This window comes from Jiella marina, from assembly GCF_024359545.1.
GTDB lineage: Bacteria > Pseudomonadota > Alphaproteobacteria > Rhizobiales > Rhizobiaceae > Jiella.
Genome location: NZ_JAKQZG010000014.1, coordinates 134,959 through 150,613 on the forward strand (window position 1 = coordinate 134,959; position 15,655 = coordinate 150,613).

Here is a 15,655-nt window from a genome sequence, read left to right on the forward strand (position 1 = left end):
TTGACGATCGATGACAAAACATAAAGTTCGACCAATCCGGTTAACTAAGGCTTAACCTTCGACCGGCGAGATCATGTCGATTTCGGCCAGATGGCGTGTGACCGTCCAGCGCGAGGTCAGGGCCGTCAGCGTCGCCACCGTGACGATCAATCCGACCACGCCGGCATATCCGAACCAGCCGATCGAGAACGATCCGAACAGCGCACTGATCTGATCGGCTTCGGGCGTCGCCCGGTTGGAATCGGTCCAGGATCCGATCAATGCAAAGACCATCATCGCCAGAACACCACCGGTGGCCGCACCGATGAGACCAAGCCGCAGGAAGTGGCGCTGGAATTCCGAAGCGATGAACCCGGCCCGCGCGCCGACGAAATGCAGGACCTCGACGATCTGGCGGTTGCCGGACATGGCGCCGCGCGTGGCGAAAACCACGGTGAGGATCGTCGCGATCAGGACGAGGGCCAGCACGAAGCTCCCCGCCAGCACCATCGAACGCGCCATGGCGACGAGCCGCGACACCCAGGCCCTGTGATCGTCGAGTTCGGACTGCGGGACCTGCCGCCGCAGTTCCTCGCCGAGCGCCGCGAAATCCGGCGGATCGTCCGAGTCGATGCCGATGATCACCAGCCGAGGAACCGGCAGTTCGTCGAGATCGACACCTTCGCCGAGCCAGGGTTCGAGCAGACGACCGGTGGAGGCCTCGTCCATGATGGAGGCCCCGACGACACCCGGTGTCTCGATCGCGATCTGCCGCACCGTCTCCAGCGCGACCAGCATGTCGAGACCTTCGGCCGGCTTCACCTGAACGGTGATTTCCTCCGAAATGTCGTTCTGCCAGCGGCCGGCGGTCTCCGAGACGAGACTGACGCCGCCGACGGTCAGGCTCGCCAGGAAGGTCATGATCGCGATGACCGTGGTCAGCGCCCTGCCCGCCACGTTTCCGGGTGGGACGATCGGCGTGGCGCGCGGCTGCCGCAGGCTGTTTGCCCAGCCGAGAACGCGCTCCCTGATATCGACGAGATGGGCTGCGAGATCAGTCATAGATGGTGAGCCGACCGTCGGAGAGAACCAGCCGTCGCGCCTCGACCTGGTCCATCAGACCCAGATCGTGGGTGGCGATGACGACGGCGGTCCCGGAGCGATTGAGTTCCAGGAACAGTCTCAGCAGCCGGCGGGCGAGCGGCGCGTCGACATTGCCGGTCGGCTCGTCCGCAAGCAGGATGTCCGGCTGATCGATCAGCGCGCGGGCGATCGCGGCGCGCTGCTTCTCGCCGCCGGAGAGAACGACGGGGAGTGCATTGATACGCTCGCCGAGACCGACCCATTTGATCAGATCGACCACGTCCTGGCGATAGGTCGCCTCTTCCTTGCCGCGCACCCGCAGCGGCAGGGCGACATTCTCATAGGTCGTCATGTGATCGAGCAGACGGAAATCCTGGAACACCACGCCGATTCGGCGCCGGATCGACGGCAGGTCCCGGCGCGTCAGAGTCGCGACGTCGCGTCCGAGCACGGTGATCAGGCCGCGCGTCGGCTTGAGCGCCAGAAACAGCATCCTGAGCAGGCTGGTCTTGCCCGCGCCGGACGGGCCCGTCAGGAACTGGAAGGACTGGCGGCGGATCTCGAAGGTGAGATCGCGCAGCACCTCCGGCCCCATGTCATAGCGCAGCCCGACATTTTCGAACCGTATCAAGCCGGATCCCCGTTCTCGTTCAACAAGCGGGCCGATCTCCGCTCGGCCCATCGAAACGACGCGGCAATGCCGGAAGACCTTGGCCATTTCGCGCCGATGCATGCCGTCGCGCCGGAACGCGCCGCCCGGGCGGCGACGGCGTTCACCACTTGTTAAGCATGTTTCCTTACCGCTTGCTGGATCGATCAGCGGAGGATCGCATGGACGCATTCGGCAAGAGCAGCGGCGCACACTCGCCCCTCCAGCATGAGCCGCGACGACAGATCGCGCTAGGCCCCTGCCTCGAAGGCCACGCCGAAGTGACCTCCCGCACGCGGCGAACCAAGTCGCCGAGCGAGATGGCGGCCGCCCGAAACACCTTCGGCGCACGCAGTGCCAATCCGGAAGGCGAGCCCGCGCAGCATTTCGGCCGCCGCAAGCCGACCGGACCGGCCGCAGGCCACGGCGCACGGCCGGATCTCGTGTGGTCGCAGGTCGCCGGACTTTCGCGCGGGAGGGAGACCACCTCGCAGCCGGTACAACATGGCGCCGGGAGCGCCTCCGCCCGACCGCACCCCGTGTCGCATCGCGCGAGCCGACAGCGCCTGACTCCCGCGCGATTCGGCGTCCTCGCCGCGGGCTTCGCCTTCGGCCTGGCCCTTCTGCCGACCTTTCTGCTGAGCTTCCCCGAAGCGCCGGTGGCGGCGACGGTCTTCGATTCGTCCGCCACCTCCTCCGTCCGGCTGCTGGAGGTCTCCGCCTCGATCAGCGAGCGCGGCGAAGGCAAGGTGCTGACGATCACCGGCACCGTGGAGAACCGCGGCAAGGCTGTTGCGGTCATTCCGACCATCAGGGTAGATTTCGAGAATCCAGACGGTCACGTGAACAGTCGCACGCTGCGCACCGCCGTCGCCACGCTCGATCCGAACCAGCGGGTCGAAATCGTTTCAATGATCGCCGTGCCGGCCCGGTCCGATGGAGAAGTCAGAGTGGGATTCCTGGAGACCGCCCGCGAAGGAACGCCGTGATCACGGTTCGCGGAAAATCGATCGAGACCCTCTTCAGCGCCGACGAGATCGCCGGCGAGGTCCAGCGCGTCGCCCGCGAGATCGCGGCAAGCGCCACCGACGATCTGATCATCGTCTCGGTGCTGAAGGGCGCCTTCGTCTTCGCCGCCGACCTTCTCAGAGCCCTGCATGAGGAAGGCATCGCGCCGGAGGTCGAGTTCATTTCGCTGTCGAGCTACGGCGGCGGGACCGAGGGCGGTGAAATCCGCATTCTGCGCGACGTCGATGCCGACGTTTCGGGTCGCCCCGTCCTTCTGGTCGACGACATCCTGGAATCGGGCCGCACGCTTCATTTCGCGCGCGAGCTCCTGCTTTCGCGGGGCGCGACGTCGGTTCGTCTGGCGGCACTTCTGGAAAAGCGCGGGCATCGCAAGGCGGAGATCGACGCCGACTTCATCGGTTTCGACTGCCCGGACCATTTCGTCGTGGGCTATGGAATGGATGTGGGCCACGCCTTCCGCGAACTGCCCTTCATCGGACGCGTCGTCGGGTGACGCCCCGCGGCGGAAGCCGACTTTCACCCTTGCCAAGGCCGATAGTGACGGCTTTTGGCCTCATTCCCGCTCGAATATCCTCGCAAGTCAGCTTCGGACCAGCTAAATCGGCGATTGCTGGTGGCACATGGACTCATCGCGCGAAGATGAGAGGTATTGCGTGGCTAAGATCTTGATTGCGGAAGACGACATGGGAGTTCGGCGTCTCGTCGAGCGGGCCCTGCGTCTGGACGGCCATGACGTCACGACGGCGGAAGACGGCGAACTGGCGCTCGAAACCCTCGAGGAGCAGGAAGGCGCCTTCGACCTCGTGCTCTCCGACATTCGCATGCCGGCAATGACCGGCATCGAACTCGCCCATGCCAGCGCGAAGCGGTGGCCGGGCCTGCCGATTCTCCTGATGACCGGATATGCCGAACAGAAGGAAGCGGCGGAAGATCTCGCCTCGATCATTCTCGGCGTCCTCGACAAGCCGTTCTCGATTGCTGAGATTCGGCGTCATGTCGGCCGGATTCTCGCCGAGAACGAATCCGCGGAGACCGAAGAAGTGCTTCCCCAGCGATACTGCGCCTGATCGCGAGCGGCGCGTTTCCCCGCGCCGACGGCCAAGTCCGAGATCAAGCTGCAGAATGCTGGCGAGTTCTCGGCACGTTCTTCAAGAAGCCTAAACTGAACTGCGGAAAGCGGCCTTTCACGAGGCCGCTTTCCGTCAGTGCAGTTCGGTTTTTCGGCGATATTCCTGCAATTGCGTCGTTCGCAGACCGGCCAGCCCATGCTGATCGATCGACATCTGCCATGACAGGAACTCCTCCACCGTCAGCGTGTAACGCGAACACGCCTCATCCAGGCTGAGCAAGCCGCCGCGCACGGCGGCCACGACCTCGGCCTTTCGACGGATGACCCAACGCCGCGTATTGGTCGGCGGTAGATCTGCCAGCGTCAACGGACTCCCATCGGGGCCGATGACGTATTTCACTCTTGGTCTAACCTGATCGGTCATTGCACTCTCGACAATTTACCCAAAGACCCAATCAGCGATGACCATAACCCCCGCTTCTAAAAATTCCGTCAAGCCACACGTAAGCTTTCGATAAGAAGTCGCTGAAAATCATCGCATATCGCGACAGGCCTTCGGCTTTCGCCGCCAAAGCTGAGTGATTTCGCCAAATTTTCGCCCTGAAGAACCCTTGAAAGAGCAGGCGAATTGGCCGTATCGAAACGTGCCGTCTGTCTTCGCCTTCTTCGCTGAAGAGACTGTCGCGCGATCGAACCGAACGCAGCGAAAGCGTCAAATGTCATTGAACAGTCTGGATATTCCCAAGCCGCCGGCCGAGACCCGGGTGGTCGTCGCCATGTCGGGCGGAGTGGATTCCTCGGTGGTCGCCGCGCTTCTCGCGGAAGCCGGCTATGACGTCGTCGGCATCACCCTGCAGCTTTACGACAGCGGCGCGACGCCGCGCCGCGCAGGAGCCTGCTGCGCGGGTCAGGACATTCATGACGCCCGCCGCGTCTCCGAAAAGCTCGGCATCGACCATTACGTGCTCGACTATGAGGAGAAGTTCCGCAAGGCCGTGATCGATCCTTTCGCCGAGAGCTACCTTGCCGGCGAGACGCCGATTCCCTGTGTCGCCTGCAATCAGACGGTCAAGTTCCGCGATCTTCTGGAGACCGCCGCGGATCTCGGCGCGGATGCGCTGGCCACCGGCCACTATATCGAGACCCGGCAGCGGGGCGCTCATCGCGCCATGTTTCGACCGCGCGACCTCGACCGCGACCAGAGCTATTTCCTCTATGGGACGACGCAGGCGCAACTCGACTTCCTGCGGTTTCCCTTGGGCACGCTGACCAAGGACGAAACGCGCCAGATCGCCGAACGCTTTGGCCTCGCCGTCGCGGCCAAGCCGGACAGTCAGGACATCTGCTTCGTCGCCAAGGGCCGCTATTTTGACGTGATTCGCAAGCTCCGCCCCGAGGCTGGCGAGCCGGGCGATATCGTCCATATCGACGGGCGGCACCTCGGCCGGCACGAGGGCATCGTCAATTTCACGATCGGCCAGCGCCGCGGCCTCGGCGTCGCTGCGGGCGAGCCGCTCTATGTCGTCGCCCTCGACGCCGCGTCAGCGACCGTGACGGTCGGCCCGCGTTCGGCGCTCAGGACGCATCGGATCCGGCTGCGCGACGTCAACTGGCTCGGCGAGACGCGCCCGGAGGACTATGCAGCCTCGGAACGCGAGCTCCACGTCAAGGTCCGCTCCACCCGTCCGCCCGCGCCGGCCCATATCCGCGCGACTTCGGATGGTTCGGTCGAAGTGGAGCTAGTGCTGGGCGAAGACGGCGTCGCGCCCGGTCAGGCCTGCGTCTTCTATGACGGGGTGGAAGCCGGCGCAGAAGTTCTCGGCGGCGGCGTCATCACGGAGAGCCTGCCGGAAGTCGAAGCAGCCAACGCAGACCGCGATTTGGTGACGACGACGGCTTGAGGATCGTTCCAGCGTGTCGGGAGCGGGATGCGCTCGGCTACAGATTGTCTGCACGGCGATTGCATTCGGCTGAGTTTGGCCGCCTCGATTCGGCGACAGCCCCGTCCTCCGGGCCTTGAGCCGGGATGACGACATCAAAGTGGAGCGCCCCTTCCGACCGAGGCAAGCTGCGCGGAACAAGGTGCTCGCCACGCCACCTTTTCCTCACACGCCGTTCTTCAGCGGCGACGCAGAACTCAGAATACGCACCGTTTCCACCGCCTCGGCCGCGCCGGTTTCCGGTTGCCGGCGATTCACGATGCAGTCGATGAAGTGGCGCAGTTCGCGGTCGAGCGGCAGGCCGGGCGAGACCGGCAGGTAGGTGACGGGGGCGTTCTCGAAGGAGAAATTAGGGCCGTCGCGCCAGACCCGATGGCCGTAGAGCGAGAGTTTCTCGCCCTCGGGTGCCAGATCGTCGAAGACCAGCATGCCCTGCGTGCCGATCACCGAGAAGCGTCGGTCGCGGTAGGGCGAGACGCGCGAGACATGCACTTCCGCCTTGAGGCCGCCGGCGAACTCCAGAACGATGTCGGCAATGTCGGTCTCGTCGGAAAGCACGCTCCGCCGCGTCGCCGAGACGCTCTGGGGCATCGCGTTCGACAGCTTGAGGATGAGCGACAGGTCGTGCGGGGCGAGATCCCACACCACATCCATGCCAAGGAAACGGCCGAGCCCCATGCGGTTTGCGATCAGATGGCGGACCGTGCCGATCCGCCCTTCCGCGACAGCGGCGCAGAGCCGTTGAAACACCGGATGAAAGCGCAGGACGTGGCCGACCATCAGAATACGGTTGGCGCGCTCCGCGACCTGCGCCGTCAGTTCGGCATCGGCCGGGTCGAGGGCGATCGGCTTTTCGATCAGGACGTCCTTGCCGGCGGCAAAGGCCGCCCGCGCCACGGGCCCATGGACGCTCGCGGGCAAAGCCAGCACCAGCGCATCGATGTCGGTGGAGGCGATCGCCGCATCGGGCTCAAGCGCGGGCACGTCGAAACGCTCGGCGAATCCCTCTGCCCGGTCGGGGTTGCGGTCGGCGACGGCGGCCAGCACACCGATCTCGGCCAGCGTGCGAATATGGTTCTGGCCCCACTGCCCGCATCCGACGACGGCGATTCTCGGCTGCATCCGCTTTCCTTTCCCGCTCGATCCGTTTCTTTCCCGCGCCGGACCGATCTTCATCATATCCGCGTGGCTCTAGCCCCCGCTTCGGACGAGAGCAAGGAAGACGAGCCGTCTTCGCAGGGCCAACGCCCGATGCCGTTGCTACCGGTCGGCGATCTTGTATTCACGCATCTTGCGATAGAGCGTCGAGCGGCCGATCCCGAGCCTTCGGGCGATCTCGCTCATGCGGCCATCATACTGGTCGACGGCCAGACGAATGAGATCTGCCTCCACATCGACGATCCGGCGGATCTGGCCATCCGTGTCGCGAATCGGGAACGCCCCCTCGGGCACCGGTTCGCTTGTTGCGGCGGTTGCTGCCGGTTCCGCTCCCCCGCCTGAGTCGGACGCAAGAGAAGGCTGCGGCATAGGCACTTCGTCCGTCGTGATCGCCTCGCCTCCCGCGACCACACCCAGCGCGCCGCCTCCCCGTTCTGTGGCCTCGATCATCGCGGCAATCTGGGGGAAATCCTCCACGCCCAGCATCTCCGTCTCGCCCAGGACCACGGCGCGATGCAGGACGTTTTCGAGCTGGCGAATATTGCCCGGCCAGTCATAGCTTTGCAGAAGCTCCAGGGCGGGCGCGTCGATCGCCTTCACGGGCGAAGCGCGCTCCACCAGTGTCAGTCGAGCCAGAAACTGCCGGCACAGTTCGCCGATCTCGGAACGGCGGTCGCGCAGGGGCGGCACGGTGATCTCGAAGGCGTTGAGCCGATAATAGAGGTCTTCGCGGAAACGCCCGTCGGCCACCGCTGCACCCAGATCGCGATTGGTCGCCGAAATCAGCCGGACATCCACCTTAAGCGGCTTGCTCGCCCCGACCGGGTCGATCTCGCCTTCCTGCAGCACGCGCAGCAGCTTGACCTGGGCGGCGGGCGCGAGCTCGCCGACCTCGTCGAGAAACAGCGTTCCCCCGTCGGCTTCCAGAAACTTGCCACCATGCGGTTGGGTCGCGTCGGTGAAGGCGCCCTTGGCATGGCCGAACAGGATGCTTTCGACAAGTTCGGACGGCAGCGCCCCGCAATTGACCGTCACGAAAGGCTTCTCGGCGCGCTCGCCGACCGACTGGATCGCCCGCGCCAGCCACTCCTTGCCCACACCCGTCTCACCGCCGATCAGGATCGGAATGTTGGAGCGCGCCGCCTTGGCCGCCTTTTCCAGGACCGGCGCCATGATCGGCGACATCCGCTCGGGCGTCAGTTTCGAAATGCCGGCGTGCTTCTGGCTCGGCCGGGCCGTGGCGTGCATCCGCACGGCATTCGCCAGTGTCTGGCGGAACCGTTCCGGTGCGACCGGCTTGACCACGAAGTCGAACGCGCCCGTGCGCATCGCTTCGACAACCGTGTCGATCGAACCCTTCGCCGTCTGGACGATGATCGGCACGTCCATGCGGTTGCGGCGCATCTCCGCCATGACCTCCATGCCGCTCTTGTCGGGCATCATCAGGTCGAGCACGACGGCGGCGATCTGTCCCGCCTTGGGACTGCCCAAGGCGTTGATCGCCGCGCGGCCGCCATCGCAATGCAGCGGTTGCAGACCCATGCGGGAGATGTGAGCATCGAGCAGACGCCGCTGTATCGGATCGTCATCGACGATCAGAACGATCTCGGTCATATTCGCCTCCGATCTCGTCTTGGTGCGAGAATGACCCAATTTGGCACGCACGGATAAAATCCATCTCAACAAGGACGGACAATAATTTGCCTTTGATTTCAGCCACTTTCGAAGAAAGACGGTAACCTTTCAGAAAGGCTTGGCCGGCGCGAAATCGCGGCCTCTGCCGGCTTGGCCGCCCGGGATGAAACCGCTATTGGCGATGCAAACCGACACGAGACGAGACTTGATGACGATGCCCATGACCTTCCATCCACTGCGCTCCGCGGCAGAAGCGGCGGCGACAGAGAATGCCGCCCTGCCCGAGTGGAACCTCGCCGACCTCTATCCCGGCATGCAGAGCCCGGAATTGGCCGATGATCTCGCAAAGGCGCGAGAACTGGCCAGCGCGTTCCAGAGCCGCTGGCGCGGGAAGCTGGCGGAGGAGGTCCGCGCCACGGACGGCAAACTGGCGGACGCGGTGAAGCAGTATGAGGAGCTGGAAGAGCTTCTCGGCCGGATCATCTCCTATGCCGGGCTCATCTATTCCGGTGACACCTCGGATCCCGCCCGCGCCAAGTTTTATGGCGACATCCAGTCCAACGTCACCGACATCGCCTCGAAGCTCCTGTTCTTCAGTCTCGAATTGAACCGGGTCGACGACAGCGAGATGGACGCGGCGATGGATCGTGACCCGGCGCTCGGCCACTACCGGCCCTGGATCGTCGATCTGAGGCAGGACAAGCCGTTTCAGCTCGAAGACCGAGTGGAGGAGCTCTTCCACGACAAGGCGGTCACGGGCGCCGGCGCCTGGAACCGGCTGTTCGACGAGACGCTCACCTCGCTGCGCTTCACCGTCGACGACGAGGACATGTCGATCGAGGCGGCGCTGAACCTTCTGCAGGACACCGAGCGAGAGAAGCGGCGCAAGGCCGCGAGCGCGCTCGCCAACGTCTTCAGCGAGAACCTGCGCACCTTCACCCTGATCACCAACACGCTCGCCAAGGACAAGGAGATCTCCGACCGCTGGCGGGGCTTCGAGGACGTCGCCGATTCCCGCCATCTCGCCAATCGCGTCGAGCGCGACGTGGTCGACGCGCTGACCAAGGCAGTGAGCGACGCCTATCCGACGATCTCCCACCGCTACTACGCGATGAAGGCGAAGTGGCTCGGGCTCGACCAGCTCGAATATTGGGACCGCAACGCGCCGCTCCCGGACGCCAAGCGCCGCGACATTCCATGGGACGAAGCCCGCCAGACGGTGCTGTCGGCCTATTCGGGCTTCGCGCCGGAGATGGCCTCGATCGCCGAGCGCTTCTTCGACAATTCCTGGATCGACGCCGCGGTGCGGCCGGGCAAGTCGCCGGGCGCCTTCGCCCACCCGACAGTGCCGAGCGTCCACCCCTATGTCCTGCTCAACTATATGGGCAAGCCGCGCGACGTGATGACGCTCGCTCATGAACTCGGCCACGGGGTCCATCAGGTGCTGGCCGGGCGCCAGGGCGCGCTGATGGCGGCGACCCCGCTAACCCTTGCCGAAACCGCTTCGGTCTTCGGTGAGATGCTGACCTTCCGCTCCCTGCTCGATCAGGCCAAGACCGACGCGGAGCGCAAGACGCTGCTCGCCTCCAAGGTCGAGGACATGATCAACACGGTGGTCCGGCAGATCGCCTTCTACCAGTTCGAGCGTCGGCTCCATATCGAGCGCCGCGAGGGCGAACTGACCGCCGAGCGCATCGGCGAGATCTGGCTCGAGATTCAGGGCGCGAGCCTTGGCCCGGCGATCCGGCTGGGCGATGGCTACGACACCTACTGGACCTACATCCCGCACTTCATCCACTCGCCCTTCTACGTCTACGCCTATGCCTTCGGCGACTGCCTGGTGAACTCGCTCTATGCGGTCTACCGGAACTCCGAGACGGGCTTTCAGGAGAAGTATTTCGAGATGCTGAAGGCCGGCGGCACCAAGCACCACTCGGAGCTTCTGGCCCCCTTCGGCCTCGACGCGTCCGATCCCGCCTTCTGGTCGAAGGGCCTGTCGATGATCTCCGGATTCATCGACGAGCTGGAAGCGATGGGCTGAGGAACTCGGCCGGCGCTGCATCTGCGCGCCGGCCGCCGCAAACATGCAGACGCAATCCGTCCAAGCGCCCCTATTATTTGACAGGGAAACCGTCTAGCGCGTTCGCAGGATTTGCCACGCGCCGACGGCACCTTAGCTTGCCCTCCGCTGGAACACCGTCTTTGAGGAATTGAGAGCGCCCATGTCTGAGAATGGCCACCCGATCCACGGCACAATCACCGGCCCGGTCGTCATGATCGGCTTCGGGTCCATCGGCAAGGGAACGCTGCCGCTGATCGAGCGGCATTTCAATTACGACAAGAACCGCTTCATCGTCGTCGATCCCGACGATTCCGGTCGCCATCTCCTCGACGAGCGCGGCATCCGCTTCGTCCATGAGGCGGTGACCCGCAAGAATTATGAGGAACTCCTCACCCCGCTTCTCACCGAAGGCGATGGCCAGGGCTTCTGCGTCAACCTCTCCGTCGACACCGGCTCGCTCGACCTGATCAAGCTCTGCCGCAAGCTGGGCGTTCTTTACATCGACACCGTCGTCGAGCCGTGGCTTGGCTTCTACTTCGACAAGAACATGTCGAATGCCGAACGCACGAACTACGCGCTGCGCGAGACGGTGCGCAAGGAGAAGCGCAAGAACCCGGGCGGCACGACGGCCGTCTCCTGCTGCGGCGCCAATCCCGGCATGGTCTCCTGGTTCGTCAAGAAGGCGCTCGTCGACATCGCCCGCGACACCGGCCTGGAGTTCACCGAGCCCGGCCAGCACGACCGCGAAGCCTGGGCGAAGCTGATGAAGAAGGCCGGCGTCAAGGGCGTCCACATCGCCGAGCGCGACACCCAGCGCGCCAAGCTGCCGAAACCGATGAACGTCTTCTGGAACACGTGGTCGGTGGAAGGCTTCCTTTCAGAGGGTATGCAGCCGTCGGAACTCGGCTGGGGCACCCATGAGAAGTGGATGCCGAAGAACGCCAAGAAGCACAAGAAGGGCTGTCAGGCGGCGATCTATCTCGAGCAGCCGGGCGCCAACACCCGCGTGCGCACCTGGTGCCCGACCCCGGGACCGCAATACGGCTTCCTGGTGACCCACAACGAGTCGATCTCGATCGCCGACTATTTCACCCATCGCAACAAGGACGACGAGGTCACCTATCGGCCGACCTCGCACTATGCCTATCACCCGGCGAATGATGCCGTGCTTTCCCTGCACGAACTCTTCGGCGCCGCCGGCAAGATCCAGCCCGAGCTTCACGTTCTCGACGAGAACGAGATCGTCGACGGCATCGATGAACTCGGCGTGCTCCTCTACGGCCACGAGAAGAACGCCTACTGGTACGGCTCGCAGCTGTCGATCGAGGAAACCCGCCAGATCGCGCCCTACCAGAACGCCACCGGGCTGCAGGTGACCTCGGCCGTGCTCGCCGGCATGGTCTGGGCGCTGGAGAATCCGGAAGTCGGCATCGTCGAGGCCGACGAGATGGACTACAAGCGCTGCCTCGAAGTGCAGACGCCCTATCTCGGGCCGGTCAAGGGCTACTACACCAACTGGACCCCGCTCGTGGATCGTCCTGGCCTCTTCCCCGAAGACATCGACGAGAAGGACCCCTGGCAGTTCAAGAACATCCTCGTCCGCTGATGGAGCGAAGCGTGGATTTCTGAGGATTCCGCGTGAATCGCAGTGTCACATTCCATGACAGAAGGCCGAAATTCGGCTATGCCGGTTCGAAAGGTTGTCTCGAACTGAAACAGCGTTGCAGCAGCGGGATGACAGAGGTTGAGTTCGGCGCGTGGTCGTGCGGATCCGTCCACGCCGAGAAATGAGGGGGTATCCGATGCGTCGAGGCGCCATCGCACTTGCAGTCATCGCAACGGCAGGGCTGGCGGCCTGTCAGACGGGCGGCAGATCCGCCTCGGTGCAGCCGCAGGGAATCGAGGGTCGGTGGTCGTCCGTCGGCGGGCCCGTCGCCTACACGGCGACCTTCAACAACGGCCGGTTCGCGTCCGTCGAGCAGGGCACCGGCGGTGTCCTCGCCAGCGGCACCTATTCCTCGCTCGGGCCGGGACAGATCAACATTCTCTACACCTCGCGCACGACAGGCGCCCAGCAATCGGCGAATTGCAATCAGGTTGCGCCCAGCCGTCTGGCCTGTGCCAACTCCACCGGGACGCGTTTCGAGTTCGTGCGCGCCTGACGCATTCGACGAACCTGTTTACCTTTGCTGGGACCGGCTGCGGAAAGCGGCCGGTCTTAGCATTTGTCGCATTCAAATCTCAGCGAAATCGCCTATATCGGCACTGCCGAGCGCGTTGAAGCGCAAGGCGATTTGAACGAGGTGTGCGACAGGAAGGCCGAGCGATCGGATTCGCTTCTTCCGTGCACGCCCTCCCACCCATTGCGTGTGTTCAGGGATGGCAGGATGAACGCCCTTACCAAGACGGTCGCCGAGCGCGCGATCGGCCCCCTTCCCCCGGAGCATCCTCCCGTCAAGCGATCGAAGGTCGGCGTGCTGCTCGTCAATCTCGGCACGCCGGACGGGACCGACTTCAAGCCGATGCGCCGCTATCTGAAGGAATTCCTTTCGGACAAGCGGGTCATCGAATGGCCTCGCGTGGCCTGGTATCCGATTCTCTACGGCATCGTGCTCAACACCCGGCCGAAGAAGTCCGGTGCGGCCTATGCCGAGATCTGGAACACCGAAAAGAACGAATCGCCTTTGCGGACCTTCACCCGGTCGCAGGGCGAAAAGCTTGCGATGCGAATGGCCGGCCATGGCGAGGTCGTCGTCGACTGGGCAATGCGCTACGGCAACCCGTCGATCGCCGAGCGCGCCGACTATCTGATGCAGGAAGGCTGCGAGCGGATCCTCGTCTTCCCGCTCTATCCGCAATACTCCGCCTCGACCACGGCGACGGTGAACGACAAGTTCTTCGAGCACATGATGGCGCAGCGCTGGATGCCGGCGGTGCGCACCGTGCCTGCCTATCACGACGAGCCGGTCTATATCGACGCGCTCGCCCGCTCGATCGAGACCCATCTCGAAAGCCTCGATTTCGAGCCGGAAAAGGTGATCGCCTCGTATCACGGCATCCCGCAGAGCTATTTCCGCAAGGGCGACCCCTATCACTGCCACTGCCAGAAGACCTCGCGCCTCCTGAAGGAGCGGCTCGGCTGGCCGGAGGGGCGGCTGATCACCACCTTCCAGTCGCGCTTCGGCCCGGAGGAATGGCTGCAGCCCTATACGGACAAGACGGTCGAGGAACTGGCACGAACGGGGACCAAGCGGATCGCTGTCCTCAATCCCGGCTTCGTCTCCGACTGTCTGGAGACGCTGGAAGAGATCGCCGGTGAAGCCGGTGAAATTTTCCACGAGGCCGGCGGCGAGCATTTCTCCCACATTCCATGCCTCAACGATTCCGAGGCGGGCATGGACGTCATCGAGGCGATGGTGCGACGTGAGCTGAAAGGCTGGATCGACGTCGAATAACGAGCGGGCAAGCTTGGCGGCAAGACCGCCCTTGCCTTCGGTCCCTGCACAGGCATAGTCAGGCGGGGCCTTGCAACAGGTGCGCCCGCCGGAATACGCGGCTGGCGCTGGAGACCGGCATGTTGACCGCCAGCAGCATCTTTATCCTCGTCGTCCTTTTCTTCGGCATCGTCGTCCTGTTTTCGACGATCAAGATCGTGCCGCAGGGATACAACTATACCGTCGAGAATTTCGGCCGATACACCCGGACACTGACGCCGGGGCTGAACATTCTGGTGCCCTTTGTCGAGCGTGTCGGGCACAAGATGAACATGATGGAGCAGGTGCTCGACGTCCCGACGCAGGAGGTGATCACCCGCGACAACGCTTCGGTGGCCGCGGACGGCGTCGCCTTCTACCAGATCCTCGACGCCAAATCGGCGGCCTATGAGGTCTCCGGCCTCGACAATGCGATCCTCAATCTGGTGATGACCAATCTGCGCTCGGTCATGGGCTCGATGGATCTCGACGATCTCCTGTCCAATCGCGATGCGATCTCGGAGAAGATTCTGCGCGTGGTCGACAATGCCTCCGACAATTGGGGCATCAAGATCACCCGCATCGAGATCAAGGACATCAACCCGCCGAAGAATCTCGTCGATGCCATGGCTCGCCAGATGATGGCCGAGCGCGAAAAGCGAGCCGAGATCCTCGAAGCCGAAGGCTCGCGCAACGCCGCCATCCTGCGGGCGGAGGGCGAGAAGCAGTCGCAGATCCTGCAGGCCGAGGGCAAGCGCGAGGCGGCCTATAGGGAAGCGGAAGCGCGCGAGCGCCTGGCCGAGGCGGAGGCAACCGCAACGCGGCTGGTCTCGGAGGCGATTTCCGCAGGTGACGTTCAGGCCATCAACTACTTCGTTGCCCAGAAATACACCGAAGCGCTCGGCAAGCTCGCCGCCGCGCCCAACCAACGGGTCGTCCTGATGCCGCTGGAGGCATCCTCGCTCATCGGCTCTGTGGCCGGCATCGCCGAAATTGCCCGCGCGACCTTCGGAGAAGAGCCGAGCCCAACCACTCCGCCGACACGCCCGCGACCGCGCACTGATCGCCCAGCCTGGACAGTCCCGCAAAGCCAGCCAGACGCGGATTGAGCCCGATGGATTCCCTCCTCGAAGCGCTGATGGACTATGGCTGGTGGATCGCCGGTCTCCTCTTGCTCATCCTCGAAGTCGCCCTGCCCGGCGTCTACCTCGTGTTCTTCGGCATCGCCGCCTTGATCATCGGCACGAACGCCTTCTTCCTGTCCGGAACGGGCTGGTTCGGCTGGGAGCAGCAGGTCGTCGCCTTCGTGGTCGTTTCGGCCGTCTGCCTCTATCTCGGCCGGCGCTGGTACGACCGGGTCGAGCAGAGCGAGGAAGGCTCGAGCCTCAACAGCCGCACACGCCGTCTCGTCGGGCGCGAAGCCCCGCTGACCCAGGCCATCACCAATGGTCGCGGCCGGATCGCGGTCGAGGATAGCTGGTGGACCGTCTCCGGCCCGGACCTGCCCGAGGGAACCCGCGTCCGCGTGACCGGCGCCGACGGTTCGGTTCTGCGGGTCGAGCCCGTCGACTGAGGCCG

At 64.2% G+C, this 15,655-nt stretch carries 15 protein-coding genes; 10 read left to right on the forward strand and 5 right to left on the reverse strand.

The features are described 5' to 3' along the window. Positions 1-51: 51 nt before the first annotated feature. Complete coding sequence (locus MF134_RS20670; protein ID WP_255341304.1) at positions 52-1,041, reverse strand: cell division protein FtsX; 990 nt, start codon at positions 1,039-1,041, stop codon at positions 52-54. Continuing rightward, a complete protein-coding gene (ftsE, locus tag MF134_RS20675; protein ID WP_255341326.1) occupies positions 1,034-1,744 on the reverse strand; it encodes a cell division ATP-binding protein FtsE in 711 nt (236 codons plus the stop codon). The genes MF134_RS20670 and ftsE overlap by 8 nt, the downstream gene beginning before the upstream one ends. 287 nt (positions 1,745-2,031) lie before the next feature. Between ftsE and MF134_RS20680 the strand changes: the two genes are divergently transcribed. From MF134_RS20680 to MF134_RS20690, 3 genes are all read left to right on the forward strand, one after another. Continuing rightward, positions 2,032-2,700, forward strand: coding sequence for a hypothetical protein (locus MF134_RS20680; protein ID WP_255341305.1), 669 nt, complete (start codon positions 2,032-2,034; stop codon positions 2,698-2,700). After that, the gene (gene hpt, locus MF134_RS20685; protein ID WP_255341306.1) at positions 2,697-3,233 is read left to right on the forward strand and encodes a hypoxanthine phosphoribosyltransferase; all 537 of its coding nucleotides are present in this window, start codon (positions 2,697-2,699) and stop codon (positions 3,231-3,233) included. The genes MF134_RS20680 and hpt overlap by 4 nt, the downstream gene beginning before the upstream one ends. A gap of 160 nt (positions 3,234-3,393) precedes the next feature. Further along, complete coding sequence (locus MF134_RS20690; protein ID WP_255341307.1) at positions 3,394-3,807, forward strand: response regulator; 414 nt, start codon at positions 3,394-3,396, stop codon at positions 3,805-3,807. Positions 3,808-3,942: 135 nt separating this feature from the next. Here the strand turns inward: MF134_RS20690 and sciP are convergent, their stop codons facing one another. After that, on the reverse strand, positions 3,943-4,233 hold the full coding sequence (gene sciP / locus MF134_RS20695; protein ID WP_255341308.1) for a CtrA inhibitor SciP: 291 nt from the start codon (positions 4,231-4,233) through the stop codon (positions 3,943-3,945). Between the two features lie 292 nt (positions 4,234-4,525). On the opposite strand from sciP, the gene mnmA reads away from it, so the two are divergent. Continuing rightward, a complete protein-coding gene (gene mnmA, locus MF134_RS20700) occupies positions 4,526-5,710 on the forward strand; it encodes a tRNA 2-thiouridine(34) synthase MnmA (protein ID WP_255341309.1) in 1,185 nt (394 codons plus the stop codon). Between the two features lie 204 nt (positions 5,711-5,914). On the opposite strand, the gene MF134_RS20705 is transcribed toward mnmA, so the two are convergent. Both MF134_RS20705 and MF134_RS20710 read right to left on the reverse strand, forming a co-directional pair. Continuing rightward, on the reverse strand, positions 5,915-6,871 hold the full coding sequence (locus MF134_RS20705; protein WP_255341310.1) for a Gfo/Idh/MocA family protein: 957 nt from the start codon (positions 6,869-6,871) through the stop codon (positions 5,915-5,917). A 138-nt stretch (positions 6,872-7,009) separates the two neighbouring features. Then, positions 7,010-8,521 carry a sigma-54-dependent transcriptional regulator gene (locus MF134_RS20710; RefSeq protein WP_255341311.1) on the reverse strand — a complete coding sequence of 504 codons (1,512 nt, stop codon included), beginning with the start codon at positions 8,519-8,521 and terminating at the stop codon, positions 7,010-7,012. Positions 8,522-8,762: 241 nt separating this feature from the next. On the opposite strand from MF134_RS20710, the gene MF134_RS20715 reads away from it, so the two are divergent. From MF134_RS20715 to MF134_RS20740, 6 genes are all read left to right on the forward strand, one after another. Further along, complete coding sequence (locus MF134_RS20715; protein WP_255341312.1) at positions 8,763-10,583, forward strand: M3 family oligoendopeptidase; 1,821 nt, start codon at positions 8,763-8,765, stop codon at positions 10,581-10,583. 181 nt (positions 10,584-10,764) lie between these two features. Then, complete coding sequence (locus MF134_RS20720; RefSeq protein ID WP_255341313.1) at positions 10,765-12,210, forward strand: homospermidine synthase; 1,446 nt, start codon at positions 10,765-10,767, stop codon at positions 12,208-12,210. Positions 12,211-12,406: 196 nt separating this feature from the next. Next, complete coding sequence (locus MF134_RS20725) at positions 12,407-12,766, forward strand: hypothetical protein (RefSeq protein ID WP_255341314.1); 360 nt, start codon at positions 12,407-12,409, stop codon at positions 12,764-12,766. Positions 12,767-12,991: 225 nt separating this feature from the next. Continuing rightward, on the forward strand, positions 12,992-14,059 hold the full coding sequence (gene hemH / locus MF134_RS20730; protein WP_255341315.1) for a ferrochelatase: 1,068 nt from the start codon (positions 12,992-12,994) through the stop codon (positions 14,057-14,059). A gap of 119 nt (positions 14,060-14,178) precedes the next feature. Beyond that, complete coding sequence (locus tag MF134_RS20735) at positions 14,179-15,186, forward strand: SPFH domain-containing protein (RefSeq protein ID WP_255341316.1); 1,008 nt, start codon at positions 14,179-14,181, stop codon at positions 15,184-15,186. Positions 15,187-15,191: 5 nt separating this feature from the next. Next, positions 15,192-15,650 (forward strand): NfeD family protein, encoded by a 459-nt coding sequence (locus MF134_RS20740; protein WP_255341317.1) that lies wholly within the window; start codon positions 15,192-15,194, stop codon positions 15,648-15,650. Positions 15,651-15,655 lie beyond the last annotated feature (5 nt).